We start from the raw sequence: 24,876 nt of genomic DNA on the forward strand, positions 1-24,876 counted from the left end.
GGCAATCCTACCCTGTTCAATGTCATATCGTGACTAAGTAACTACTCAGCTATGGCATTTGGCTTTCTGTATAGAGGACTTGCCTCAATCTGGCGATCAATAGAATGTATTAACTGCTTGAAGCCAGCACTTTGCGTATCTTTAAACTCAGCTTCAAACTGTTTTGTGGTCATCCCCTCAGGTAATTTATTAAAAGCAGGTACAAGCATAGCCTCGTCAACAGAAACAGCCATCATCGCTTGTAACTGTTTAGCAACGGCTTCTGACTTGGTTGCTTGTCGAGCAAAACGAATACCTGCCCGGTCAGCGGCTAAATCATAAAAGCTAAAACCTGATCCATTCCGCGAATCATCCATCTCTTTTAACAAACCCACGCTATCTGTTAGTTGGTCACCTACATAAAGCGACATGGCTGCAGATAATACAAAGTGCCTGGCTAAGTCTTTTCTTTTATTCAGATAAAAGCGCTTACGCTGCTTCAGCAGTGCCTTAGGCACCTTATAATCAGATAAGTCCAAATTTGAGTGATAAAGTGCTAACGCTGTCAGTAAAGCGCGGTTTTCGTCCACTGCCGACTCACCCGTCTGCGTGCGCTGTTGGGCTAACTGGAAAAGCTGTTGGAATAATTTAGGTAAAGGCTCTCTTTGCACTTTACTTTGCTCAGCATATTTATGTGCTGCAACTAAGTACATCGAGATACGCTGTTGATCTGCAGGCGAAAATAGAAAGTCTTTACCTTGTTTATTTAGCGCAGTCACCATCCTTTCAGACCAGTGATAAGCCAGAACCGCTTTCTGCGGAGCAATGCGAACGCGTTCGATATTCTGATACATTTGCCACACGGGCTCAAAACGTGCAGTTTGCTGGGTATGCTCAATAACCAGATTTACCAACCAGTCAGGTAGCACCTGATCAGCCAATTGCACTTCCATCAGTTCGGGTTTATCGCCCCGTATACCAATCAGTGATGTAACATTCAAATAACGTGGACCGACTTGTAAAGATGAGCGAATAAGTGCTTTTTGCTCCATTAGCTCAATATCTACACCTGTAACGTGCCACTGTGGATATTTATGGACCAGGGTAACCAAAAGCTGCTTGAGGTCTGTTTCCGTTGCTTCAATCTCATACACCCCTTCAACAGGAAGAAAGGTGGGGGTATTCCTCTCCAGCAAATTTTGGAGAGGCGCCGGCTTTGCTGTCATAGCGACCCCTGGTTCACTGTCAGTCAACCAGAAAGCAACTCCCAGTAATAACGAAACAGTACCTGCCAACATAATTAACAATCGTTTCATTGCCACCTACTACTTCTTTTAAGGATATAACAACCCAGCCCACTATGAGGCTGTCGCAAAACTACTGATGAAATCCCAGTAGAATACCAATTAAGTGGTTGTTATATAACCTTTTACTAATACCAATACTACGCGGCCTGTTATCCTTCCTACCACCTACACAACACTAAGCCAGGCTACAACTAAAGTGTTTAGGCAGCACGCTTACGGTGTTGGGCTAATACGACAACCCAACAGCACGAATACTGCTAAAGCCACTGTTTGTTCAAAGTAATTTGAATATTCAAACAGTCTGAACTATTCCCTGAATCAAAAACATTGATCTATTAAGGGGTATAGTCAACTTTAGTAACAGACGACATTTTTTCCCTGTTATACCTGACAAACGAATAGCCAGCCATCACTTAATACTGTTGATGCCAACTAGGCTATAGTTTTCATCAATCATTGACATTATTTAATGTTATTAGCTTGATGTTGGAAACTATGGTGCAATTAATCTTAAGAAACAGCAGAAATAGTGGCTTCAAACTATTGCCATACTGCCAGGGAATTAACAAAATTCATTTCTTGAGGACATTAACATGCAACGTATTACTATTTTCGGTCGTGAAGGATGTGGGTTTTGTCGCAGAGCCAAACTTCTGTGCGAAGATAAACAATTGAATTTCAATTACATTGATATTCACACTGAAAATATCACTAAAGCTGATTTAGAAAAAACAATTGGAAAACCAGTAGAAACTGTACCTCAAATTTTTCATGGGCAAGACTATATTGGTGGTTGTCAAGAGTTTGAAGCTTTTTTACAGCACACTAAACTCAACTAAATTGAGCTATTCAATAACCCATAAAGTTATCGCTTTAATTGAACCTGCAACGTTCTTCTTTGAATAAACGAGTCCCCACTTGCCATTCATTTTCAGACAAGGGGACTTATCCCTCTTGCCTCAAGTCTCTCTGCAACATAAGATGTGTACCGGGAAGTTTACGCCAACTGATGTATCCTCTTAGGATTACCTCAAAACGATTAATTATATCCACTTTTTAAAGTGATATATGCAGAGTGAAATGCCCTAAAACTCCGCCTTTTTATTAATGCGTAAAAACTAAAACAGCATTTGCAGTACGGTGGTTCAACTGAGTTAATTCTGTCGCAAATGCAATAACAGTTACCCTATGTAAAGGGTATAAAATACATAAACAACTCAGGGAATAAAAATGAATTGGCGAATACTCACGCGCTTTCAACGCCGAAAAACAATAAATTATAAACACATCATTTGTAGTTTAAGCCTTACAGCTGCATCAATCATCAGTATAAACACTTGGGCAGCAACTGCTGAACAATATATTTTTGAGGGAGACCGTAGTCTTCCTGTTGAGGCCTCAAAGGCAATGGTTGTCACCAGCCATACGTTAGCCACAAAAGTGGCTGTCGATGTACTCAACGAAGGTGGTAATGCCATTGATGCCGCCGTCACAGCAGCCTTTGCCCTTGCCGTCACCCAACCCCGTTCTGGCAATATTGGCGGTGGTGGCTTTATGCTTATCTCCAAGGATAAGGAAAAATCAATTGAAACGATTGATTACCGAGAAAAAGCACCTGCAGCCGCAACACCAAAAATGTTTCAAGACAAAGAAGGCAATGTGGTACAGAACCGTAGCCGGTTTACACATAAAGCGGCTGGCGTACCAGGGACAGTAGCAGGCTTATTAATGGCCCTGGAACGGCATGGTACAATCTCTCGTGAACGCGCACTTGCTCCAGCCATAGCTCTGGCGGAAAAGGGCTTTAAAGTACCCCCTCGCTTCACTAAAGGTACTCAAGATGCAGAACAAATGCTTAAAAAATGGCCTGCTTCGCTTAAAACATTTTATAAAGCGGATGGTTCTCCTTACCAACCCGGTGAGCTTTTTGTTCAAAAAGACCTAGCAGAAACACTCAAACGTATTGCTAAAGAAGGTGTCACTGGTTTTTATGAAGGAAAAACAGCAGACCTTATTGTTGAAGAAATGCAGCGTCATGATGGCTTAATTACTCATGATGACTTAAAAAACTACAAGCCAGCGATTCGTAAGCCTGTGCATGGTACGTACCGTGGCTATGATATTTATTCTATGCCAACGCCCAGCTCTGGTGGTATTCACATCGTACAGATTTTGAATATTCTGGAAGGTTATCCTATAGGTTCTTACGGTTTAAACTCAGCAAAAACAATTCATTTAATGGCAGAAGCCATGAAACGTGCTTATGCTGACCGAGCGACTTATTTAGGTGATAGTGATTTTGTTAATGTTCCAACCAAAGGGTTAATCGACAAAGAATACGCAAAAACCCTAAGAAAACAAATTTCACTGGATAAAGCGACACCAAGTAAAGACCTCAAACCTGGAACCCCTCCTGGTTATGAGAGTAATGAAACCACACACTTTTCGATTATTGACCAGTGGGGCAATGCCGTTGCCAATACCTACACAATCAACTTTAGTTATGGCTCTGGTATTGTCGTAGACGGCGCAGGCTTTTTGCTAAATAACGAAATGGATGACTTCAGCGCTAAAACAGGTGAACCTAATGCTTACGGTTTAATTGGTAGTGATGCCAATAAAGTAGAGCCCAACAAACGTATGCTCAGTTCAATGTCACCGACTATTGTAAAAAAAGAGGGTAAAAACTTTTTAATTACTGGTAGTCCTGGTGGCTCTCGAATTATCACGACAACTCTACAAGTGATTATGAATGTCATAGACCACAAGTTAAATGTTCAAACAGCCGTGAATTCTCCTCGCATCCACCATCAGTGGTTACCAGATGAAATTCGCGTAGAGCAAGGTATTAGTCCTGATACTGTTAAATTATTAGAATCTATGGGACACACCGTCTCTGAAAAGCCTGCAATGGGGGCAATACAAAGTATCCTGGTCGGGCCTGATGGTACACTTTATGGTGCCGCTGACCCACGCCGTAGTACCTCCTCAGCTATGGGTCTTTAAAAGCTTTATGGTTTTAAATATACCCTTCACTATGGGTATACTCGTCACCGTTTTACAGGGGAGCAACGCTCCCCTTTTTTATTTAATTAAAAATACTTTTACATTTAATGTACAAATTGGCGGTAAGGAATCACATCTGTTCTTGGATAAATACCTTTAACCTGAGTATTTTCCACAGGAATTTTTTCAACCCAACGGTATAGCACATTAAATTGTTCTGATTTGGGATTAGTATACGCTAACGCCGAAGAAATCCAGTCCTGATTAATATATTGATCAAAACACCAATTCACCAATAAGTCGTAGGCAATACGAGCCACTCTCATCCATAAATGGGTTCTTTCATAAACATTTACAGGTTCTTCAATTGATAGTAACGGGCATCCATCAACTCGCTGCTTAAAACACTCAAAAGAAATACCTAAGTGATGTAAGGTAAAGCGTTCTACCAACAATACATTTGCCTCTATTTCATCGAACGCTTGCTGAGCTAATGTAGGATAGCTTTCGTTTTTCGCATTACCTGAAATATAAATTAATTTTCCGTCAAATAAATACTCAAATGGATGCCTTTCAGATGAAATATATTTTTCCAAACCAGCCACACGCAAATCTAAATGAGGATATCGAGCCTTTAAACACTTAATATATCGACTATCTGCTTGACCATCACCACAACCAATAGAAAAATAGATTAATGCTTTAGTTTCATTAGCATAAAGTTCATCCACCATTTTACACAGTGAACTCATTGCTTTTGCATCTACTTTGGGACTTAATATACGAATAATATAATCACAGATATCAAAAGCATCCCTTGTTGTTATCAGTTTTTTCCTAATAATTTCTTTAAGCGCAACCATAAGGTGGCGAACAATACAATCATTAACCGCTAACTCAAAAGTATCATTAACATCTATTGATAACGATAGTAAGGCAGGTCTAATATCTTCAGTCAAAGGTATTTTTATGCTATTGGTATACATTAGAGCATAGTACCATTGCGTTACTTTTTCACCTTTAACAAATTGGGGAATTATCTGTTTAATTAAACTTTGTTTTAAATTTTCAATGTCCAGATAAGAAAGAAGTAATGCTAACTGATAATGTCGCTCAACATCCCCCAAGGTAATATCTTTTTGTTCATCAATTTTACCAAGTACCGTATCAACAATAGTTTTTACTAAAACTGAAAAACTATTTTCATACTCAAGCAGGCTTTTTGCTTTAAAATTCCTTTTATCGCATTCTGCAATAACCATAGTGTTCTCCTACTCAAGTAAACTCACGCAGGAAAACTACCAGACTCACACTTCCCTGTGAGCTTTTTGTTAATCATTTAGCTTTTTAGGTTAGTCCAATTTTTTCAATAAGCCGTTAAACGTACAAGCACACCAGTTAGAGTATAAACTTTTAACCACAAAGTTAACACATCCATAAATCAGATATCATTGAGTTTTCAGCATTTAATGTTAACAAAAAAGACTTTCCTTCATCTCTTTTGTTAACATACTAACGTAACCTCTTTATAACAAACAACCTGTTAAGTTATGATTTCTTTCCTACAACAGGTTCTTCTATATTTTCTAAGTCTACCAAGTTGGTTTTCATATTTTTGTTTCTATAAATTCGTTTATTTTTATTTGGATAGTCACCCACATCATGGTCTAATCGCTGTCCTACAACAATACATTTTAAGGTAGTCCCCCCAGTATTAGTTAACTTATGCGGTAAACCACCCTTCCGATAACCTATAAAGTCACCCGGTTTAACATTATAGTCATGATCACCAATAGTGGCAGTCGCTTCACCTTCCAGAATATATACACACTCATCCTCATGGTAATGTTTGTGTAATTCTGTGGACTCATACCCAGGCTTAACTTCTATAATATGAAAACCAAACCCCATCAGTCCTGTTAAATCCCCAAGTGACTTATTTCTTCTGCGAGCATTGGGATTCAGAAAATGCGTTTTATCTATCCCTTCAAAGTCTTCAATTTCTTCTTTTGTGACTAGATATTTATCCATTTCATCAGACCTTTTCATTTTTTTATTTTCTTTTAGGTTAATATACCTTCTACTCAATGATCAAGTTCAAACACACAAATAAAGACAGGCTTATATATCATTCTGACGCAAAGTTCACAGCACAAGGTATAACCACAGCGAATAGCATACATAGAATAATTAAAAGATTAAAGATTTAACTTGTTTTTTACGTAGTCTACAAACAAGTTAATCGATTTAGACATTCTATTGGGGTCCCACACCATATAAATATCCCAACGTGTATTTTTACCAAGTGGAATAACAGCAATATCACTACAATCTTTACAAATTGACTTTTTAGGTAAAATTGCCACCCCTACATTCGACATAACTAAAGTAATTATTGTCTGAATATCCTGTGAAATGCTGTTAATTTTATAATCTAGACCACTAATTATTTTCAATATCTGATTATTCATTTCAGACTTATCAAAGAGACTAAGCATTAATAAATCATACTGCTGTAAATAATATTCAATGCTATTACTCTTGTGTATATGCTTTGAAACCACTAAAACAAACTCATCATTGGATACTTTTACGCTTTTTAGTTCGTTCGTTTTTGGTTCTCGCATAAAACCAACATCTATCACGCCTGTCAGTAATTGCTCTTCCTGTTCATAAGATGGAAGGTCAACGAGTGAAATACATAAAGAGGGATAATGTTGTTTGAAGTCTCGTATTAAGCCAGGAAGGAAGTCATAGCTTGATTTACCAAACCCAATGTGTAAATTGCTTATATTTTTAGATGCATTGATAATATATTTTTCAAGTTTCTCTGCATGCCTATTCAAGCTTATTATTTCTTGAATAATAGCCTTCCCAGCATCCGATAGTTCTATTCCCTTAGCCCCCCTAATGAATATTTCGATATCGTAAAGTTCTTCAAAATACTTAATTTGTTTAGAAAGTGCTGGCTGTGAAATATATAGGTTCTGTGAAGCCACTCTGAAATTACCTGCTTTCGCAAGTTCTTCTATAGCCAGTAAGTGTTTGATATTTAATCTCATAACCTAAAGTTATCACCATTAACTATTCTTCAATATACGTTATCACGCCTTTTGATACAATGCTATGCATATATCATCAAGTGAGGGATATGGAAGATGGAGTTCTGTGTTTTATCTAAAGATAACGTATTGATATTAGAAGATATTTCTTGCAATGATACTGCTGAAATTATAACAAGTTTATTCAAGCAAGGATTCATACTCGCCCCGGTGTTGATAGAGGCAAATAATGCAGAAGATGCACGTCGCTCATTTATAAACCGTTTTACCTGGGAAGAACTAGCCAATGCATTAAAAAATAAAAAATTATTAAGAGGTTAAAATGCAGTTACAGTATGAATACTTTCTCTTTGACCTAGATGGAACATTAGTTGATACTGCGAAAATTGTAGAAAATGTTTGGTGTAAATGGTGTACAAAAGTTAATATCAACTACCATCTTATTAAAGAATGCTGTCATGGCGTTAGAGGTGAAGACATAATAAGACAATTTTTACCTGAAGCGGATATTTACAAAGAGCTTAAATGGTTAGAGGATCAAGAATTAGCGTTATCACAACTTGCTATCGAAATAGCTGGGGCAAAACATTTCTTACTTTCATTACCAGCAATGAATTGGGGGATTGTAACGTCTTCAACAAAGAAACTTGCCTTCTCAAAATTAAAGGCTTGTAATTTACCTATTCCTGAATTATTAATATCGTCAGAAGATTGTAAGCAAGGAAAACCACATCCTGAACCCTATTTAAATGCATTAAAAATTCTCAATATTCACCCTAGCAAGTGTATCGTTTTTGAAGACTCTGATGCAGGCATTGAAAGCGCTTATAAAGCAGGATGTAACATAATTACAGTTACTGGAAGCAATATGTCTAAATCAAGCTCGTTAACATCAATACACGACTATCATAGTCTTATTGGACACTTCTAAAAATAGTGATTTTTTTGTGAGAACAAGGATGTAAATTACTCTAAGCCTGCACAGCCTTTAATAAAAGCTACCTAATCACACTGAACCCTCTGTGAATCCTTCCCTGGACGTTTGACTGCCGCATCCTTGCGGCAGACAGTTCAGTGTCAATTAGCTAGCTTTTATTTAGTATGCCATTACCATGAGTAATACTATGTACCTATCTTTCATAATTATTGATATGTGCTCCATGATGAGCATATATACCCACAGCGAGGGATATTTGGACGTTAACGGAATCCCAACTTCTCTCTAACGAGTTCAAACACGATAACCCCACCAATGACACACACTCCACCCAGTATCTGAAGTAGTACCATTTTAACTTTGCTATAAGGCCGCTCGCCCTGCACTTCCCCTGTACGCGCATTAATCAAAAAGCGATAAATCTTATCTTTATATCGATAACTACTTAGCCAAACCGGTAATAAAAGATGTTTAAAGTAAATATTACTATACTCTGTATTTATATAGGCTATACGTTGCGTATCTCCCCCCATATCCTCTTCTATCTTAGTGCGTAGCTCTTCTTTTATTTTCATTTTCGCCCATTTAAAACCTTCCTTTAAATCATATTGATAACTCTGCGCTTTCACCCCTAATAAATACTCATCTTGATAAGGCACCAAATTTTCTAAATCCCAGGGTTCCAATTTATTAGCAATGTCTCGAGGTAATGAACTACTGGCCAAAACCAAAACATCATCAAAGCTGTTGGCTATCTTTCCTGAAGCTGGATGCCAACGTGTGTGTTGGTGTCTTTTGGTATATGTTTCTCGTTTACCGTCTGAATTCGTTCTTGTATGTCTTGAAGTCGTATAATAATACTTTCCACGCTGCCCCTTGTAGTTTGTTACCGTTTCAGCATCATATGTCCAATAAGGAATATAAACAGCCGATATCGGCATTTCGAGTTTCGCTTTTCTTTTGAGTGAATTGGGCGCAAGCCATAATCCTTTTAGCCAAGAGGTATATCTTTTTTTTGCCGTTTCATTATTAATTTTAAAAGGCAACAATGAACCTGGTTTAATGAGTTTCCTAGAATGAGCTACACTCTCAATATTATTATCGCAAATGGGACAGTTTTGCGAAGTAGTATCTACTTCCGTTGTAAATTCACCTTCACACTTATTACAGGTAACAACAAGGTGTTCCTCTAAAAAGTTTTCTTGCCAATCTGAGGGTATATTTTTACATAAATCCAGTTTTTCAATGGCATATTCGGTTATAGGAACTTTACCCTGTTTACCAGCTTGATTTTCTTCTTGCGAGTGTGAAGATTGATTTTCTAACATAAAATATACTCTAAAAAGGATTATATCCTTCACGAATCATTTTTATACCCATAGGGCACGAGGGGGTTGTTATCAGCCTTCTACAGTTATTTACTGTACTAACAGCTGCAGATTAAAAGCTTATCAATCATAACACTGCTTTACAGATTTAATCTGTGATTAGGTGTTCGCTGCGTTTAATACACATCCACTTTCAACAAAAAACTTCTTATTTTCACAAAAAATACAACAAACAAACCAGCAACACTATTTTGTAACGATGTGTTATATCAAATTAACAGTTCAATACGAGGCATTACAATTTTATTTGAACTTGCTATACCTCAATCATAATTAGATAAACACCTGTGGTATTTCGATGTACGCCAGTGGTAAACAAAAGCGGGAGAATGCACGTCGTACTGTTTAGCGCAAGGATACGTCAGCTATCTTGACAAACAGCAGCTTCCAAGGTCTGATATGATCGTTTTTATCATCTTCTTACGTTTCAAAAAACTGTTAGCTACTCAGTGATAAAGTAAGAAATAAAGGAGTTAAAACAGTGTTGTCGCTAGAACAAATTTATCAATATAACCTTACCTTGCTCAATAAAGCAGAAATTCCGTTTGAACAATGGGAACATGAGCCTATTTTAGATTTTGAAACAGATGCCCGTATTGCAAAAACGCTTGGCTGGAGCGCAGCACCGACTAAAAGCTTATTTCTCAAGCTAAAAGGTGGCAACTATTGTGTTTTTTTAACGCATAGAGACCAACGACTTGATGCCAAACTCATTAAGCATGTCATTGGCAAACGTCCAGCCATTGGTAGCGACACTGAAATGACAGACGTCACTGGTTGCGTTCCTGGGGCATTATGTCCTTTTGGTTTACCCAGTGAAATTCCCCTGATTGTCGATCCTTTACTCACAACATTTCAAGACATTATGTATACACCAGGCAAACCCGAAATAACCATTGCTTTTTCAGGCGCAGCTCTACCTAACTTATTAGAACACCTTGAAAATCAGACCATGTGGTTACCTGATACTTCCATTAAATGACTGTACCCTTAGCAAAAAATATAAATTAACCGCCAGCAATAGCCCCAATAATTAAAAAAGGCTCTCTTCCCTGCGCGATTGCATCAGGAAGTGGCTTGTCTGGTGGTTGATGTGATATATCGATTCCACAAGCAAAAAAGCGAACTCTCGGCCTTCGTTGTAACGTCACATGATCTCGGATTGTACCACTCAGCATAGGATAATTTTTTTCTAAAGCGCTTAAAATAGTATGCTGAGTAACCTCTCCCACCATATCTAAATACACGTTAGAATCACAGTGCGCCAATAACTGTAAATGATGAGGTAATGCGACACAGACTTTCGCCATAAAAAAGTATGCTCACTGACACGTTGCTTGTTTATGCTATTGTTTGTACTTCCACTGAAAGTACTGCAGGCAAATCTCGTACAATAGGCTGCCAACTATCACCGGCATCGGCTGAAACATAAACTTGTCCTCCCGTCGTACCAAAATAAATTCCACACTGCTGAAGCGAGTCTACAGCCATCGCATCACGTAATACATTCACATAGCAGTGTTGTTGTGGCAAACCATCAGTCAGTGCTTCCCACTGGTTACCGCCAGTGCGACTTCTATAAACACGAAGCTTACCTTCAGGGGGATAATGTTCTGAATCACTTTTTATGGGAATGACAAAAATCGTTTCGGGTTCATGGGCATGCACCACAATGGGAAAACCAAAATCTGAGGGTAAATCGCCACTGACCTCATACCAAGAATCACCCGCATTATCACTGCGCATAACATCCCAATGTTTTTGCATAAATAATACGTCAGCTTGCGAAGTATGAAAGGCAATACGATGAACACAATGCCCTACTTCCGCGTCTGGATCAGGAATATAGTCTGACTTAAGTCCTTGATTAATAGGCTTCCAGCTAATACCACCATCATCTGTGCGAAATACACCTGCTGCAGAAATGGCCACAAAAATCCGTTTGTCATTGTTAGGGTCTAGTAAAATAGTATGAAGACACATACCACCCGCCCCAGGTGACCAGTTTGCCCCTGAACATGCTCTTAGTCCTGCAAGTTCCTGCCAGGTCTGTCCGCCATCAGTCGATTTAAATAATGCCGCATCTTCCACTCCCGCATAAATCGTATCAGGGTCAGTGAGAGAAGGCTCTAAGTGCCATACACGCTTAAATTCCCAAGGATGCTGGGTACCATCATACCACTGATGTGTCGTCAATGGTTTGCCTGTAACTGATGAGGTGTCATAAGCAAATTTATTGCTCTCGCCTTTTGGCATTCCTTCTTCAGTAATCATAGACTCACCTGGTGGTGTACCTGGCTGCTCCCAGGTTTTACCTCCGTCACTTGAGCGTTGAATAACCTGTCCAAACCAACTACTGGTTTGTGAAGCGTAAAGTCGATTTGGGTCCACTGAAGAACCTTTCAGGTGATAGATTTCCCAACCACCAAACAAAGGGCCTTGAATTTCCCAGCGTTGACGGGCGTCATTTGATGTTAATATAAATGCACCTTTTCGAGTGCCAACTAATACCCTCACTTTCATTCACGATCTCCACAATACGTCAGGATTATTCTTTGACCTGTAATCATGATCATTTAAAAATGAGGGTATAAAATTGACGTTGCGTGCTTAGAAATAAAATATGAAGAACGTATTAACCTTGCTCTCAGGAAGCAATTTACTCCTGGTTTTTAAATAAATTATCTAAATAGTGAAAATTTTGATCAAGCAATCCCACTAATACACTTTTACCATCGCTTGCTACGCGTAATTCACCATATGCAGCCTCACTGAGCAAGCTTGCCTTACCTTCCTCAAATAAATAACTTTCAGCCCCCAACTTTACATGTCGCCCATAACGGCGGTAGTGTAATAATAATTCACCTTGCTGTAGAGACTGACCTGGCTGGTATATACCGACAAAAGACGCCACATGTTGTTTATCCAGGCGAATAACCAATTGCCCTTCTGAAGCTAATTGCTTTATAGGCACTTCACTGAGTAATGCATATCGCAAACGCATGTAGTCACCCTGCATCAGTGAGCGTGGATCAACCGGTGCTAGCGCTAATCGGACCTGTAGCCCAGCAGCAAGTACCTGTTCCTTTTGGAAAATACTCCAATTGACTGCGACCATGACCAGCAACCAGCCAGCCACTATACCCCAGCGCTGAAGCGGACTGATCATACATCATGCTCCTTGAAAAAAAGACCTAATAGCCAACACACTAACAACATTGCACTGCCACTGGCCATTAATAAATAGGATTTATTTAACAACGAAACTTGTAAGTTGTAATAAAACAAACTTAAAAAAACTGCTAAAAAAAGATAAGCAATCACTTTCAATAGCCTGTCCGATAAGATATAAGCCAATATCAGTATAAATAGTGAAAGCAATAATCCTGAGTTTGCAAAAAGCGCCAGAATAACACACGAGATCACCACGATATAAAACCAAGGTTGGTTCCAGGGTGTATCTGTACTGATATGCAATGCTAATAATAACAAGCCAACCGCCATTCCTATACGAAAAGCCGGTTCTATTGCTATAGCAATGACCGCTAAGCTGGAATCAAAGTTAGGTACCCAAATGGGTAAAAGTACACTCACTGGCAGTAATATCGATACTGCATAGGCTAACGGCAATAATGCGGGCAACGGCCTTAAGCCAATAAAAAAAAGTAACTGTAATAATAGTAACAACCATGTCCAGACAATGAGTGCCATATGACTTGGCTCATCATAGAGCCAAATAAAAACTAATATTCCCAGAAGTATTGGCTGAATAAAGCGAAATGAATTACTCGCCACAAAAGGATAACTCATCCCCGTCAGTAAGGCTTGCATAACAATGACAGGTAATAACGTTTCAGTTCCCCAAAACTCACCCATGCCAAAAAGTACAAGTCCATTCCCCGCAATACTCAATGCTAAAGCCAAATGACGAAAAAAAATACGATGGGTAGAATTAATCCAAAAAATAGCTCCCATTAACAGCAATAAGCCGTAACCCACGGCATTCATGCCTTTGTCAAACAAACCTGCAACTAACAAGCTAGAGAGAAAGAATAATGCGGCTATCCACCCACTCACAGCAATCAAAATTCGAAAGATCAGTGGGTCCTGAGGCTGCTGGCTTTGTTCAAGCACTTTTAATGCATGCAGTTGCTGCTCTTCTGAAAGCTGTGAGCTAAGTTCTGGTGATGCAAACAGCGCCTGATAACTTTCGTAGATTTTCACGCTTTTGCCTCCTTGCGCATCAATCGTGCCTGACTACGTAAAATAAAAACCAACAGCGAAATAGTCGTCACAATCAACAAACCAAAGAAAAACAGTTTTGATGTATCTGTTAGCTGCATATCCGACACTTGGTGTAGCAACCAAATCAGCACCACCACGGTCATTTGCAATGATGTTATGGTTAGTCCATAAATATGTTTACTGATAAAACGGTAAAAAATAATCATGATACACGACAGTACCAGCCAAATTATCGCGACCCACCACGTTTGGCTAGTAACATGGTAATCATCGATGACGATTTTCAAGGCCGGAATAGCCATCACACTAAACATCACCGCCATATAAAACCAATGTAATTTTGCCGCGAGTACTGACGTCCGTAACTGTCTGTTATTCACCAGCATTAAGAAACCTGCCAATACCGCCATACTCAACCAACGAAAATCATTCCATCCATCAAACTGAATAGACAACACTTGTTCCCAAAATAACCAACAGGCAATTTCACTCACCACAAACCACACCACCCACGGTGCAGCTAATCGTGCAAAAATAACCCAGGGTAACGTGACGGCAGACCATGACAAAAACAAGGTATAAGCATCAGCACCTATTTGGTATATTTGGCCAAAGACAGCGAATAAAACACCCGTAAGTACAACAGCTGATGTAAGTAATATTTGTCGAACGGTATGTGAAAATCGCGAAACTAAAGACAACAATGCCGTTAAAGACACACCGGCTTCCAACACCCCCAACTTGCCAAACCGATGGAGATCCTGCCAGTTGTACGCAAAAAAGAACATAATACCCACCAGTAACAGTATGCTACCGATCAACATTAAATGTCGTTCAGCCCAACGCGTCCAATAATCCTCTGGCCTGACCATATCCAAAGCCTGATAGTATACTTGACGAGGTAAGGCACCTTGTTGAAATAAGTGATGAAGCTGTTCAGGTGTAGGCGATGTTGAATTTGTTGAAGTGGTCATTGATGAAGTTGAAGTCATAGTTTTATTGACAATCTTAATGTCTGCCTTTGACGCTGCCATGTTAACCAGCTCAACTACTCTCGTCACCAGGAAGATAAGCTAAGCTGTAACTAGAACACAGAGTATTTTGTTAAGTAGTGCTTGAACTGTTGGTGTTACACAAAAAGTATTGCAAAATAGTTCACATTTCACTGAACTATCTTGATCCACTACTATTGTCGATAGGTTAAATTCATCAAGCTACATGCTCAGCGAAGGAATTTAGGAAAGAAGCTGGATCTTCGTTCTAACTATTTCGCAAACATGTATCTTCAGGAAGTAACTCAACGCGAGTTAGGGATCAGGGTGATAGGACTCCCCACCAGCGGGATGCAACAAAGAAAGCTTGGCATACAATTTACCCTTTGGAGCATTATTGGCAATGAAGTTTTTAGCCACCATTTTCTTAATCTTGATCACCTGCAATAACGCGTGGGCTGCTGTTCGCAAAGTACGCATTTGTTCAGATCGAGGCCTGTGGTACCCGTTCATGATAACTGAGCGTGGTGAAGCGAAGGGCATGCATGTTGATATTATCCGCATGGCCATGAAAAATATGGACGTTAAACTGGAAATTACCCCTTTGCCATGGAGTCGCTGTTTACGTGACGCTAAAAAAGGACGCTATGATGGTGTCGCAACGGCATCTTATAAAGACGAGCGTGCCGAGTTCCTGATTTACCCCCCTGATGCTAAAACAGCGGTAAAATCGCAGTTCCGTGTATCACAAGTAGAGTATGTCGTCGTCACCACCTCCGATAACAACTATGAGTACAATGGTGATATGAAAACGATTCCACAACCCGTCAGAACACCAAAGGGGTACTCTATTGCAGATGACTTAAAAGAAGCAGGACTTTTTGTCAGCGCAACAGCCTTAGGGGATAAGCAAACTTTACAAAATCTGCTGCGCGACCAAAAAGGTTCGGTTGTGACAATCCCTAATGTTATACAACACCTGAGTAAAACGCCGGCCTTTTCGGGAAAACTAAAAATAAGTAAAACCCCTATTAAATCAAAGTCCTATTTTTTAGCATTTTCTAAACAAAGCCGACTCACCCTGGATGAAATGAATCAAATCTGGAGTGAAATCGCTAGAATTCGTGAAGACAGCGCAATTATGACTCAAATTGCTGAGAAGTATTAACACTTACTCTCCATTACCCACCAACCATTACCCGCCAAGTGCCTTATCAGGCATTTGGCTTCCTGCCTTTTTTATCATTAGTTTTCATCCTCGTATTATTTTTATTTCACTTAGGCGTTTTTGTACTAGACTGGAATACAAAGTCACTCATCAGTGATGATGGTAAAAACAAACGATTTAGCTAGATTGACGATAAGAGCAATAGTAGCCATCGTGCTCGTGGGGATTACGCTTAACAGGGGATTGGTAGTCAGCCATTTGATTCACCTAAGGACAGGGACATAACCCCCAATAGCCACAATTGATTTTGAGGCAATGTTCGCTAGGTGTAGGCTATGTCCATATATCCAAAAAGTATTCGTGCACGCCTGATTTTAGAATTTACTGTCGTAGTGACGGTAGTGTTAGCCCTCTTTGGTTACTATAACTACAGCCGAACTGCATCCCAGCTGGAAGAAAACTTAACCCAGCAAGCCAAAGCAACGATTGAGCGTCTCTCCGTCAGTTTACCTGGTCCTATTTGGAACTATGAACCCGAGTTTATTGATAAAAACGTTTTGTCTGAAATGCAGGCTGACTTTATTAGCGGTATTAGCGTTAAGTCCAAGACTGAGGTTTTGGCCTTGTTCGTCAAAGATGAAGCCAGTGAAATCGTTAAGTCAAAAGCCTTACCCAAAGTGTTTTCAGAGAAACTAACCGAAACGCTACTTTTCAATGATGATGGAGAACTACAAGAAGTTGGAACCGTTGAAATATTCGTGGATGACTCAAAAATTCAGGAGATATTACAAGGTGTCCTCATGCGCCAAATCATCCAGGCGCTCATTCTCGATGTACTGATTGCATTATTGATATTTTTTATCATCATGCGCATTGTCCTTAAGCCAATCAATCAAATTGGTACAGCCATAAATGATATAGCCAGTGGTGAAGGTGATCTCACCCAACGGTTAGACACTAACTCAGCGACAGAGATCAGCGCGTTAGCGGAAGGTTTCAACGGTTTCGTTGAAAACTTACAAACCATAGTTACCGAGCTGTTTTCCCTGTCTGAAAAACTCCAATCAACGGCCTTAGAAAGTCGCCAGATTATTGATGAAACCTCTGAAGGTGTTCTTAATCAACAAACCAAAATTGACATGGTAGCGACTGCAACGTCAGAAATGTCCCAATCCATTGGTAACGTGGCCAATAATGCAAATGCAGCCTCTGAGTCGGCCTCAGATGCCAATCATAAGGCAGAAGAAGGCAATAATATCGTTAATCAAGCCGTTACCGTCATTCAGTCTCTAGCGAATGAAATTACTTCCGTTACCCAGGCGACTCAACAACTCATTACCGAAGGTGAAAACATCGGAACAGTGCTGGATGTCATCAAAAGTATTTCAGAACAAACCAACTTATTAGCCCTGAATGCAGCTATTGAGGCAGCTCGTGCAGGAGAAGCAGGACGAGGTTTTGCAGTCGTTGCGGATGAAGTGCGTACCCTTGCTCAAAAAACCAATGAATCCACTGACGAGATTCACCAAAGCATCCTTAACCTACGTTCTTGCAGTGAAACGGTTGAAAAAGGCATTGTCAATCTGGAACACCATGCTTCCAGTGGCGTCACCAAAGTCTCTGATGCCGGTGAAGCCATCAATAAAATTCTGGAAGCCGTTAATACCATTGCTGAAATGAACTCACACATTGCTGAAGCTTCTCAAGAGCAAAGCTCAGTAATCAGTGAAATCAATGAAAACATCGTCAACATTTCAATGGTTGCTGAAGAAACAGCTGAGCGAGCTAAGGAAACCGGCGAGAAAAGTGGTGAGGTTGAAACGTTAGCCAATAATATTCGAGACATGATGAGCCGCTTTAAAATATAAACTAAACAGCAAAACCATAGGCTCTAAATAAAAGAACAAACCCAACCTTTGCAGCCTCCGGGCTGCATTTTTTTATCTCGATTTTCTCATTACCTTTTGCTTTCTATCTTTAGCGACAAGAATTAGCAGGCCCCAAGGGTCCCGTAACGTTATAAAAGCTACTTTCTAAAACACCCTTGTCCAATAATATCTGCATAATACCTTCGAACACGCTGTGAATCCTTCACTGGAGGCTGAGGTTTATCAAGATAGTTGTCTGCAGAAAGGATTAGGAACCTGTCTGTTGTGAGGGTTGATCTAATAACCGCTTCAAGGCCTTTTGAGTGCGTAACCACACTTGTTGTAAATCGTCCCACCCCCCTGCCATTTTTTGCGGATCATGCTCTGCCAATTCGATAAGTGCTTGGCAAGCTTCAGCCAAAGGGCCAGCAGAAACCACATTAGCAGCAGCCTTAAACTTTCCGGCCATCTGTTTGATTTGTGCTATATCACCTGCCTCAATGGCATCTTCAAGGGCCAACATACAGAGCTCACCTAACTCCTGAAATTCAAAAAGCTCCAATTGTAAGCGCTGCCCTGTACCAAATAAGCGGGTCAATGCCATTGGGTTAATCAGCATAGTGGTTACTTTTGCCAAGTCTAAGCGAGAAGGCAAGATACCCTGACTAAGTTCATCTGGCGGCTTAATGCCTAATGCCTGTTCACAGGCTTCAAGCAGATTACTGGATAAGAAAGGCTTGGTATTCACAAAGATAAGCGGAGAATCAGCTTTATGATGAACTTCATAAATAGCTGCGTCTGCTTCAGACTGTCCATCAAGCACAATCAGTCCCACTTTTAATAACTGGCAAACGGTATGCAGTTCATAAGGAGTCAAACCTATTAATAAGTCAATGGTTTCTTTAGAAGCAATTAATAACGATGCTTGTTGCAAAGACAAAAAGTCTGCCAGTTGTTCAGCCTTATTCACAACAAGTGCAGGCTGTATAGGATGTAATCCCCAGCAGTGACAATAATCTAATAAGGTATGGCTAAACCAACGTTCATGACACAAGAGTGCAGCAACGGCCTGTCCCGAAAATAAGGGAAGTACACTAGGCTGCTTAATATCAAACCTTTGGCTATAAGTTGCCTGGCACCCCGCAGGTGCATAATTTCGAATACTCAGCTCACCCTTCATTTGTTTTGCAAGCTTGCAACTGACGGCCAGCCCCAAGCCAATACCGGAAATGGATTCCTGGTTTTCTAACTGTGAGTAAAAGTAAGGGCGTGAAATGGTTTGTTGGAGAGTATCAGGAATACCAGGCCCAGTATCTTTAATCGAAAAGCCAATCTGCTGTTGCGTTTCATTGGCCCAAAGTCGCTTAACCGAAAAAGATACATGGCCCTGATTGGTGTATTTAATAGCATTACTTAATAAATTTCGTAAAATTTGCTCTAAATGTTGCTGATCTCCCCATAGTTCTAAGGCAATTCCTTGGTCAATATACGTTTTAAGTTGCAAGCCCTTTTGCTGACAGGCTTCATAGGTTTCAACAATCAGTGCTTCTAACACTGGGAGTAACCGAAGTGGGTTGTGCTGAATTTCCACTTGTTCTGTCTCTAGCGCTGCAAAGTCTTGCATATCATTTACATTTTTCTGAAGTGCATTAACCGTACTTAGCAAACGATCGGTAATATTTTGTTGGCGAGCATTTAATTGGGTCTGTTGCAGCATTTCAGCCAAGCCATAAAGCCTGTCTGTTGGGCAGGCAATTTCTCGGGTTAGCATAGCCAGGACTTCAAGCTGATGTTGAGTAGCCTCTTCCGCTGCCTGTTTTGCGGCAAATAGCGCCAACTCTTGCTTCTTACGCTGATCAATATCAACAATCACCCCATCAAGGTGCAAGGCTTCCCCCTCCTCAGAAAAAATAGCCTGCCCTTGTTCATACACCCAACAAGGCTCACCCATTGTGGTTTTGAGTCGATACTCAATTTCATAGGGTTTTCTCATGGCCACAGCACGCCATACCGTATGGTCAACCTTCTCTCGGTCTTTTTCAAAAATTAGTTCTTTAAAGCTCTGTTCAGCATTTTTTAGCATGCTTTCAGCAGAATAACCTGTAATGGTCTTAATGTTGTCGCTGATAAATTCCATCGTCCAATGCGTATCCAGCTTACAGCGATAAACCACGCAAGATAAGTTATCCACTAAAGAGCGATATCGAGCCTCACTTTCCTTTAATGTGTGTTCCGCTTGATAGCGAACCGTGATATCAGCCCAATAACCCACCCAGATTAACTGTTTATTTTTATCTTGCCGAGGTAATGCCTGACCTTCAATCCAGCGCACATGCCCATCAGGTAGTTGCAACCTAAAGCAATGCTGCCAACGCGTCATTCGTAATCCTGCTAGTTCAAAAGAGGCTTTCAGCGGTTCACGGTCTTCTACATGCACATGCTGCAAAAGCGATGTGCTGTCTTGTAGGATGGCCTGACGGTTAACGCCATAGGCTTTTGACACATTATTGCTTATAAAAGAAAACGACCACTGACCTTCTTGGCCAATTTGGCATTGAAACAATACGACTGGGCAATGCTCAGTCAACTGTGTTAACAGTAGTTCAGCTTCATGATAACGATGCCGTGCTTGTTCCTGTTTATCAAAAATTTCAATCGCTAACACCGCTTCTTCTAACACCCCATTAACAAAACAACCATGCAAAGACACCTGCCAGCGCCAGGGTTGTCCTGCTTTATTGACGCCCTGTAGCTCAAAGCATGTTTTTTCACATTCAGCAAGATGATCTATAAGCCTCCGAACATCAGGCCAAGGTTGTAAATCCGGTAAACTAGGCAAAAAAGCCAGTTGCGCTTGAGAATCAAACTGGCTGGTATCACCCTCCTCACCATACTGTGATGAGAACTTCTCCTTATCCCCCTCTACAGAGTCATCAGTCAGCAACTGACGCCACGCATAGTTCATTTGTAAGCAGTATCCTTGCTTATCAATTAAAGCAACAGGCAATGGTAAGCTCTCCAGTAGTTGCAACATTGACTGCTGGTGGTCCTCAACCTGTTGCCACGCCGCTATTTGGTCCTTCTGTAGCTGACGGACCCTATAAAACAAATAGCCACACGCAGCTGCAATAAGCATGATAAACGCTAGCCAAAGCGTCCATAGCGGCATTAATGCCTGCGTTTGATAGCGATCAGCTAACCACTTCTCCCGAATTTGTAAATGCTGCTGTTGACTCATACTGGACAACGCCTTGTTGATAATGCTCTGTAACTCAGGCCAATCCATCCGTATCGCGAAATGGATGGAGGCAGGTGTTTCCTTGAGTAAGGCTGCCAGCTTAAGCTTTCCCAGGAACTGTCGCTGAATATAGTCAGTCAGCATTGCTTGATTGCCAACGATAGCGTGCGCTTCTCCATCTAATAAAATGGCTAAGCTCTCTTCTAAATTTTCCGTAATAATTAAGTTAACGAGAGGATACTGATGTTGCAGTTTTTCCTGTATCGCGTAGTCAGCAACCACTGCAACAGTTTGACCTGTTAAATCAGAAATATCACTGATGAAAGGCGCATCAACACGAGTAGCAATAGCCCACGGCATTTGTAAATATGCCTGACTAAATAACATATTGCGCTTTCTATCGTCGGTGAGCATAGCGGCAGAAAGCATGTCTACCTCACCATACTGAATACCTTGCAATAGTCGTCGCCAGCTATCACTGCCAACGACCTCAAATCGTACATTGACCTGTTTTGCCAATCGTTTTAAGTACTCTGCACTCACGCCTACATGTTGATTATCATCATTAATAAAATCCAACGGTTTCCAACTTCGATCCACTCCCACTTTTATCACGGGATGTGCTTGTAACCAGGCTTTCTCCTGCTCGGTCAAATTCAGTGGAGGGCTATCCAAAGCCAAAGCCACAGTTGAAGAAACCCAGGGTTTAAAAAAACGTTGATGGTGATCTGTTGTTAGTTGTTGTAGCCACTGTGTTAGTAAAAAGTGCAACATGGACATGTCTCGGCGAACAGCAAACACATACTGTCCTGCCTTCAGGTCTACTGGACCCAACACGTTAAAATCAACTACCCCTAACGTTTCAAATTGGTAGGTAGTACGAATGAGTTCTCCCACAAAGGCATTAGCCTGATTTTGTTTTACTGTTTCCAGTGCCGCTTTTATGGTTGGTGCTTGCTGAATATTAATCAAAGGAAACTGTTGTTGAAGACTTGTTAACGCTGGAAAATCTTGGGACAAAGCAATGGTTTTATGGTTAAGATCTGATAACTCGCTGATATTTCGATTAAACCGGGGAGCCACTAACACAGGATAACTATTAATCATCGGCATTGTCGTCAGCAGACTTTCATCCTCGACTAACAGTTGATGATCTGTTGAGGTCAATACCATATGAAGCTTATTCTGCTCTACTGCCTGAAGTAACGTTTGAGCATCAGGGTAAAGCCTGATATTCAACTGCGAGACACCCAAACTGGATTGTGCGGCAGTTAAATAATCAATGATTAGTCCACGTAAAACCCCTTTTTCCTCCAGTAAAAAGGGTTCAGGAACCCATAACATACCCACATTAAGTGTTTTATGGAGTGCGACCCACTGTTGCTCTACCAAGCTGAGCGATAAACTAGGAATCAAATCCCTCCCCACTGCCGTTGAAGGTCGTATTTGAAACGAGGTACCTTCACTCGACAGCTCAGGCGGTTCACTCCCATAAAGCTGTTGTGTACTCACTAACAGCCCCCCCAGCCCAAAAAGCATTGTGAGGGTGATATAACGGTAAGTATGCTTTAGTACACGCCTGGGTCGCTCCAGCATAGCCTCACATCTCAATCAAACAGCCATACAGATATCGTTTTTACTAAGTTTAGCTGCTTCAAGGAGACTGCAGTGAATCGTAATGATTAAGCATTTTTGAATACTATCTTGCTTTACTTCTCACGTGCCTGCACCTTTGGCTCATCCATTCGCCGAGCTAAACGCCGCTTTCGCCGATAAGGAAATACATCCACAACCTCTTTTTCACGTATGACTTGCTGAATACGTTGCCAGTAACCTGCATCAAACAATTCACCATGCAGTTCAGTAAAACACTTGCGAATTCGCGTATCCGCAAAAATAAAAATGGCAAACTCTTCAGGAAAAACATCATTAACCCCAACCGAATACCAAGGCTCAGCCGCCATCTCATCTTCAGGAAAGCGTGGCGGTGGTATCCGACGAAAGTTACACTCCGTTAAATAACAAATTTCATCATAATCATAAAAAACAATACGGCCATGTCGGGTAACACCAAAATTTTTCAACAACATATCTCCAGGGAAAATATTAGCGGCAGCAAGTTGCTTTATCGCATTACCAAAATCATCCAATACCGATTCTAGTTGTTGTTCAGAGGCATCTTTTATATATAAATTGAGGGGTATCATCCGTCGTTCAGTATACAGATGATCAATAATAACCAAGTCATCAACAACCCGAACTACAGAATGTGCTTCAGTCAATAACTCAGCTAATAATTCTGGATGAAAACGGTCTTTTGGAAAAGCAAAGTGAGAAAATTCCTGAGTGTCTGCCATGCGTCCAACACGGTCATGCATTTTTACTAAATAATATTTCTTTTTAACGGTTTCCTTATTCACTTCTTTTTGCGGTGCAATATTATCCTTAATCACTTTAAAGACCGTCTGACTAGAAGGCAGGGTGAAGGCAATCATCACCATTCCTCTTACACCTGGTGCAATGATAAATTGATCATCTGTTTTATCTAAATGCTGAACAAAATCCCTATAAAATTCTGTTTTTCCGTGTTTATAAAAACCGATTGAATTATATAATTCATAGCGTTGTTTCCACGGTAAAAGGTCTTGCAAAAAAGCGATAAACGCAGCGGGTACAGGCGCATCAACCATAAAGTAAGAACGGGTAAAACTAAAAATAATACTGACCTCATCGGGATCAGTAATCAATGCATCAACGTATATTCCGCCCCTCTCATTATTCATCAATGCAATAATAAAAGGTTTGACATCTTCTCGAATGCGTACCCTTCCCACCAAATAGGCCGCTTTATTACGATAAAAAACTGAACGAATGATATCAATCTCCATGTCTTTACTATCCGCAAAGACAAAACCCAACTGGTGCTGAGCAGTACGAATAATATTAACCACATCCTGACGTCGATCGGCATAAGGAATAGCGAAACTAAAATCCATCAAAATCCTATCAACCATTTTCACCAAACCGAATGCTGGACGGTAGCTAATAATAATTGAAGCTTCATCAGCGGCTTTAACCTTAGGTTGAGTAGAGAAAACAAATAAATTTTCTGGTTTTATTTCGTGGTGACGAAAAATGCGACAAAAAATAGAATTAAAAAAGGTTTCGGCTAACTCGCCATCCGTTCGACTACGCACTAATTCGGTATAATAACGTTTAGCATCTTTCCATACACTAAGCTGTGTATACCCTTGGGCAACTTCCTGTGTCAGACAGTCCGTCACGGCGGCTACCGCATCATCATAAAGATTAATACGATCCATAGAAGCTTGTTGGACATCAAGCCAACATGCGGATTCAAAACGCCTCTTTGCACCTAAAGTAATATAAGTAAATGTTGATCGATAGTTTGCAAACCCTTCAAGCACTGATGATGCAACACACTGCCCCCATTGATTGCTCATTTTATTTCCCTTTATTTATAGTAATTATTAATTTATACCTAATTTATTATTTTTGGAGAATAATTCAAGTAACCATAATACGTCCTTACGTATGTTTTTTAGGTGACTTTATAAATCTTCTGCCATAATGAAAAACTGTACCCTTATTTATATTTTTTTATACATACGATCAATAATTTTTTCAAAAAAACATAGCAACACGTTATGTCACCAAAGGTACAA

20 protein-coding genes are annotated in these 24,876 nt (G+C 40.3%); 7 read left to right on the forward strand and 13 right to left on the reverse strand.

From position 1 onward, the window contains the following. Positions 1-41: 41 nt before the first annotated feature. Positions 42-1,295, reverse strand: a complete 1,254-nt coding sequence (locus ACQ96U_RS08335) for a hypothetical protein (RefSeq protein WP_431720781.1) — start codon at positions 1,293-1,295, stop codon at positions 42-44. A gap of 584 nt (positions 1,296-1,879) precedes the next feature. Between ACQ96U_RS08335 and ACQ96U_RS08340 the strand changes: the two genes are divergently transcribed. Beyond that, the gene (locus tag ACQ96U_RS08340) at positions 1,880-2,125 is read left to right on the forward strand and encodes a GrxA family glutaredoxin (protein WP_431720782.1); all 246 of its coding nucleotides are present in this window, start codon (positions 1,880-1,882) and stop codon (positions 2,123-2,125) included. A gap of 391 nt (positions 2,126-2,516) precedes the next feature. After that, the gene (gene ggt, locus ACQ96U_RS08345; RefSeq protein WP_431720783.1) at positions 2,517-4,292 is read left to right on the forward strand and encodes a gamma-glutamyltransferase; all 1,776 of its coding nucleotides are present in this window, start codon (positions 2,517-2,519) and stop codon (positions 4,290-4,292) included. Between the two features lie 104 nt (positions 4,293-4,396). Here the strand turns inward: ggt and ACQ96U_RS08350 are convergent, their stop codons facing one another. The 3 genes from ACQ96U_RS08350 to ACQ96U_RS08360 form a co-directional block, all read right to left on the reverse strand. After that, positions 4,397-5,554, reverse strand: a complete 1,158-nt coding sequence (locus ACQ96U_RS08350) for a hypothetical protein (RefSeq protein ID WP_431720784.1) — start codon at positions 5,552-5,554, stop codon at positions 4,397-4,399. 286 nt (positions 5,555-5,840) lie between these two features. Further along, positions 5,841-6,323 (reverse strand): cupin domain-containing protein, encoded by a 483-nt coding sequence (locus ACQ96U_RS08355; RefSeq protein ID WP_431720785.1) that lies wholly within the window; start codon positions 6,321-6,323, stop codon positions 5,841-5,843. Between the two features lie 167 nt (positions 6,324-6,490). Beyond that, entirely contained in the window at positions 6,491-7,354 is an 864-nt protein-coding gene (locus tag ACQ96U_RS08360) for a LysR family transcriptional regulator (protein ID WP_431720786.1), read from the reverse strand. A gap of 96 nt (positions 7,355-7,450) precedes the next feature. On the opposite strand from ACQ96U_RS08360, the gene ACQ96U_RS08365 reads away from it, so the two are divergent. Next, entirely contained in the window at positions 7,451-7,675 is a 225-nt protein-coding gene (locus ACQ96U_RS08365; protein ID WP_431720787.1) for a hypothetical protein, read from the forward strand. A 1-nt stretch (position 7,676) separates the two neighbouring features. Beyond that, positions 7,677-8,285, forward strand: a complete 609-nt coding sequence (locus ACQ96U_RS08370; RefSeq protein WP_431720788.1) for an HAD-IA family hydrolase — start codon at positions 7,677-7,679, stop codon at positions 8,283-8,285. 269 nt (positions 8,286-8,554) lie between these two features. Here the strand turns inward: ACQ96U_RS08370 and ACQ96U_RS08375 are convergent, their stop codons facing one another. Continuing rightward, positions 8,555-9,619, reverse strand: coding sequence for a hypothetical protein (locus ACQ96U_RS08375; protein ID WP_431720789.1), 1,065 nt, complete (start codon positions 9,617-9,619; stop codon positions 8,555-8,557). 541 nt (positions 9,620-10,160) lie between these two features. Here ACQ96U_RS08375 and ACQ96U_RS08380 point away from each other — a divergent pair. Beyond that, entirely contained in the window at positions 10,161-10,661 is a 501-nt protein-coding gene (locus ACQ96U_RS08380) for a YbaK/EbsC family protein (protein ID WP_431720790.1), read from the forward strand. A 25-nt stretch (positions 10,662-10,686) separates the two neighbouring features. Here ACQ96U_RS08380 and ACQ96U_RS08385 read toward each other — a convergent pair whose 3' ends face one another. The 6 genes from ACQ96U_RS08385 to ACQ96U_RS08410 all read right to left on the reverse strand — a co-directional run bounded on the left by ACQ96U_RS08385 (position 10,687) and on the right by ACQ96U_RS08410 (position 15,396). Further along, positions 10,687-10,989, reverse strand: a complete 303-nt coding sequence (locus ACQ96U_RS08385) for a hypothetical protein (protein WP_431720791.1) — start codon at positions 10,987-10,989, stop codon at positions 10,687-10,689. Between the two features lie 31 nt (positions 10,990-11,020). Then, positions 11,021-12,202: a hypothetical protein gene (locus ACQ96U_RS08390; RefSeq protein ID WP_431720792.1), complete on the reverse strand. Its 1,182-nt coding sequence runs from the start codon at positions 12,200-12,202 to the stop codon at positions 11,021-11,023. A 136-nt stretch (positions 12,203-12,338) separates the two neighbouring features. Then, the gene (locus ACQ96U_RS08395) at positions 12,339-12,848 is read right to left on the reverse strand and encodes a GDYXXLXY domain-containing protein (protein ID WP_431720793.1); all 510 of its coding nucleotides are present in this window, start codon (positions 12,846-12,848) and stop codon (positions 12,339-12,341) included. Next, positions 12,845-13,903, reverse strand: coding sequence for a DUF4401 domain-containing protein (locus ACQ96U_RS08400; protein ID WP_431720794.1), 1,059 nt, complete (start codon positions 13,901-13,903; stop codon positions 12,845-12,847). The genes ACQ96U_RS08395 and ACQ96U_RS08400 overlap by 4 nt, the downstream gene beginning before the upstream one ends. After that, complete coding sequence (locus tag ACQ96U_RS08405; protein WP_431720795.1) at positions 13,900-14,958, reverse strand: DUF2157 domain-containing protein; 1,059 nt, start codon at positions 14,956-14,958, stop codon at positions 13,900-13,902. Before ACQ96U_RS08405 ends, ACQ96U_RS08400 begins: the two co-directional genes overlap by 4 nt. Before the next feature lie 273 nt (positions 14,959-15,231). Continuing rightward, positions 15,232-15,396, reverse strand: a complete 165-nt coding sequence (locus tag ACQ96U_RS08410) for a hypothetical protein (RefSeq protein ID WP_431720796.1) — start codon at positions 15,394-15,396, stop codon at positions 15,232-15,234. Positions 15,397-15,427: 31 nt separating this feature from the next. Between ACQ96U_RS08410 and ACQ96U_RS08415 the strand changes: the two genes are divergently transcribed. Continuing rightward, the gene (locus ACQ96U_RS08415; protein WP_431720797.1) at positions 15,428-16,084 is read left to right on the forward strand and encodes a substrate-binding periplasmic protein; all 657 of its coding nucleotides are present in this window, start codon (positions 15,428-15,430) and stop codon (positions 16,082-16,084) included. A gap of 335 nt (positions 16,085-16,419) precedes the next feature. Beyond that, the gene (locus ACQ96U_RS08420) at positions 16,420-17,952 is read left to right on the forward strand and encodes a methyl-accepting chemotaxis protein (protein WP_431720798.1); all 1,533 of its coding nucleotides are present in this window, start codon (positions 16,420-16,422) and stop codon (positions 17,950-17,952) included. A gap of 268 nt (positions 17,953-18,220) precedes the next feature. On the opposite strand, the gene ACQ96U_RS08425 is transcribed toward ACQ96U_RS08420, so the two are convergent. Both ACQ96U_RS08425 and aceK read right to left on the reverse strand, forming a co-directional pair. Next, positions 18,221-22,786, reverse strand: a complete 4,566-nt coding sequence (locus ACQ96U_RS08425) for a PAS domain-containing protein (RefSeq protein ID WP_431720799.1) — start codon at positions 22,784-22,786, stop codon at positions 18,221-18,223. A 113-nt stretch (positions 22,787-22,899) separates the two neighbouring features. Continuing rightward, positions 22,900-24,654, reverse strand: coding sequence for a bifunctional isocitrate dehydrogenase kinase/phosphatase (gene aceK / locus ACQ96U_RS08430; RefSeq protein ID WP_431720800.1), 1,755 nt, complete (start codon positions 24,652-24,654; stop codon positions 22,900-22,902). Positions 24,655-24,876: the final 222 nt, after the last annotated feature.

This window comes from Zooshikella sp. RANM57, from assembly GCF_050749885.1.
Classification (GTDB): domain Bacteria; phylum Pseudomonadota; class Gammaproteobacteria; order Pseudomonadales; family Zooshikellaceae; genus Zooshikella.

Excerpts from the sequence above, each read along its gene's own strand:
- aceK (WP_431720800.1), bottom strand. The coding sequence starts at position 24,654 with ATGAGCAATCAATGGGGGCAGTGTGTTGCATCATCAGTGCTTGAAGGG.
- ACQ96U_RS08350 (WP_431720784.1), bottom strand. The coding sequence starts at position 5,554 with ATGGTTATTGCAGAATGCGATAAAAGGAATTTTAAAGCAAAAAGCCTG.
- ACQ96U_RS08415 (WP_431720797.1), top strand. The coding sequence starts at position 15,428 with ATGATAACTGAGCGTGGTGAAGCGAAGGGCATGCATGTTGATATTATC.
- ACQ96U_RS08385 (WP_431720791.1), bottom strand. The coding sequence starts at position 10,989 with ATGGCGAAAGTCTGTGTCGCATTACCTCATCATTTACAGTTATTGGCG.
- ACQ96U_RS08425 (WP_431720799.1), bottom strand. The coding sequence starts at position 22,786 with ATGCTGGAGCGACCCAGGCGTGTACTAAAGCATACTTACCGTTATATC.
- ACQ96U_RS08405 (WP_431720795.1), bottom strand. The coding sequence starts at position 14,958 with ATGGCAGCGTCAAAGGCAGACATTAAGATTGTCAATAAAACTATGACT.
- ACQ96U_RS08370 (WP_431720788.1), top strand. The coding sequence starts at position 7,677 with ATGCAGTTACAGTATGAATACTTTCTCTTTGACCTAGATGGAACATTA.
- ACQ96U_RS08395 (WP_431720793.1), bottom strand. The coding sequence starts at position 12,848 with ATGATCAGTCCGCTTCAGCGCTGGGGTATAGTGGCTGGCTGGTTGCTG.
- ACQ96U_RS08375 (WP_431720789.1), bottom strand. The coding sequence starts at position 9,619 with ATGTTAGAAAATCAATCTTCACACTCGCAAGAAGAAAATCAAGCTGGT.
- ACQ96U_RS08365 (WP_431720787.1), top strand. The coding sequence starts at position 7,451 with ATGGAGTTCTGTGTTTTATCTAAAGATAACGTATTGATATTAGAAGAT.
- ggt (WP_431720783.1), top strand. The coding sequence starts at position 2,517 with ATGAATTGGCGAATACTCACGCGCTTTCAACGCCGAAAAACAATAAAT.
- ACQ96U_RS08335 (WP_431720781.1), bottom strand. The coding sequence starts at position 1,295 with ATGAAACGATTGTTAATTATGTTGGCAGGTACTGTTTCGTTATTACTG.
- ACQ96U_RS08390 (WP_431720792.1), bottom strand. The coding sequence starts at position 12,202 with ATGAAAGTGAGGGTATTAGTTGGCACTCGAAAAGGTGCATTTATATTA.
- ACQ96U_RS08410 (WP_431720796.1), bottom strand. The coding sequence starts at position 15,396 with ATGCGTACTTTGCGAACAGCAGCCCACGCGTTATTGCAGGTGATCAAG.
- ACQ96U_RS08340 (WP_431720782.1), top strand. The coding sequence starts at position 1,880 with ATGCAACGTATTACTATTTTCGGTCGTGAAGGATGTGGGTTTTGTCGC.
- ACQ96U_RS08360 (WP_431720786.1), bottom strand. The coding sequence starts at position 7,354 with ATGAGATTAAATATCAAACACTTACTGGCTATAGAAGAACTTGCGAAA.
- ACQ96U_RS08355 (WP_431720785.1), bottom strand. The coding sequence starts at position 6,323 with ATGGATAAATATCTAGTCACAAAAGAAGAAATTGAAGACTTTGAAGGG.
- ACQ96U_RS08420 (WP_431720798.1), top strand. The coding sequence starts at position 16,420 with ATGTCCATATATCCAAAAAGTATTCGTGCACGCCTGATTTTAGAATTT.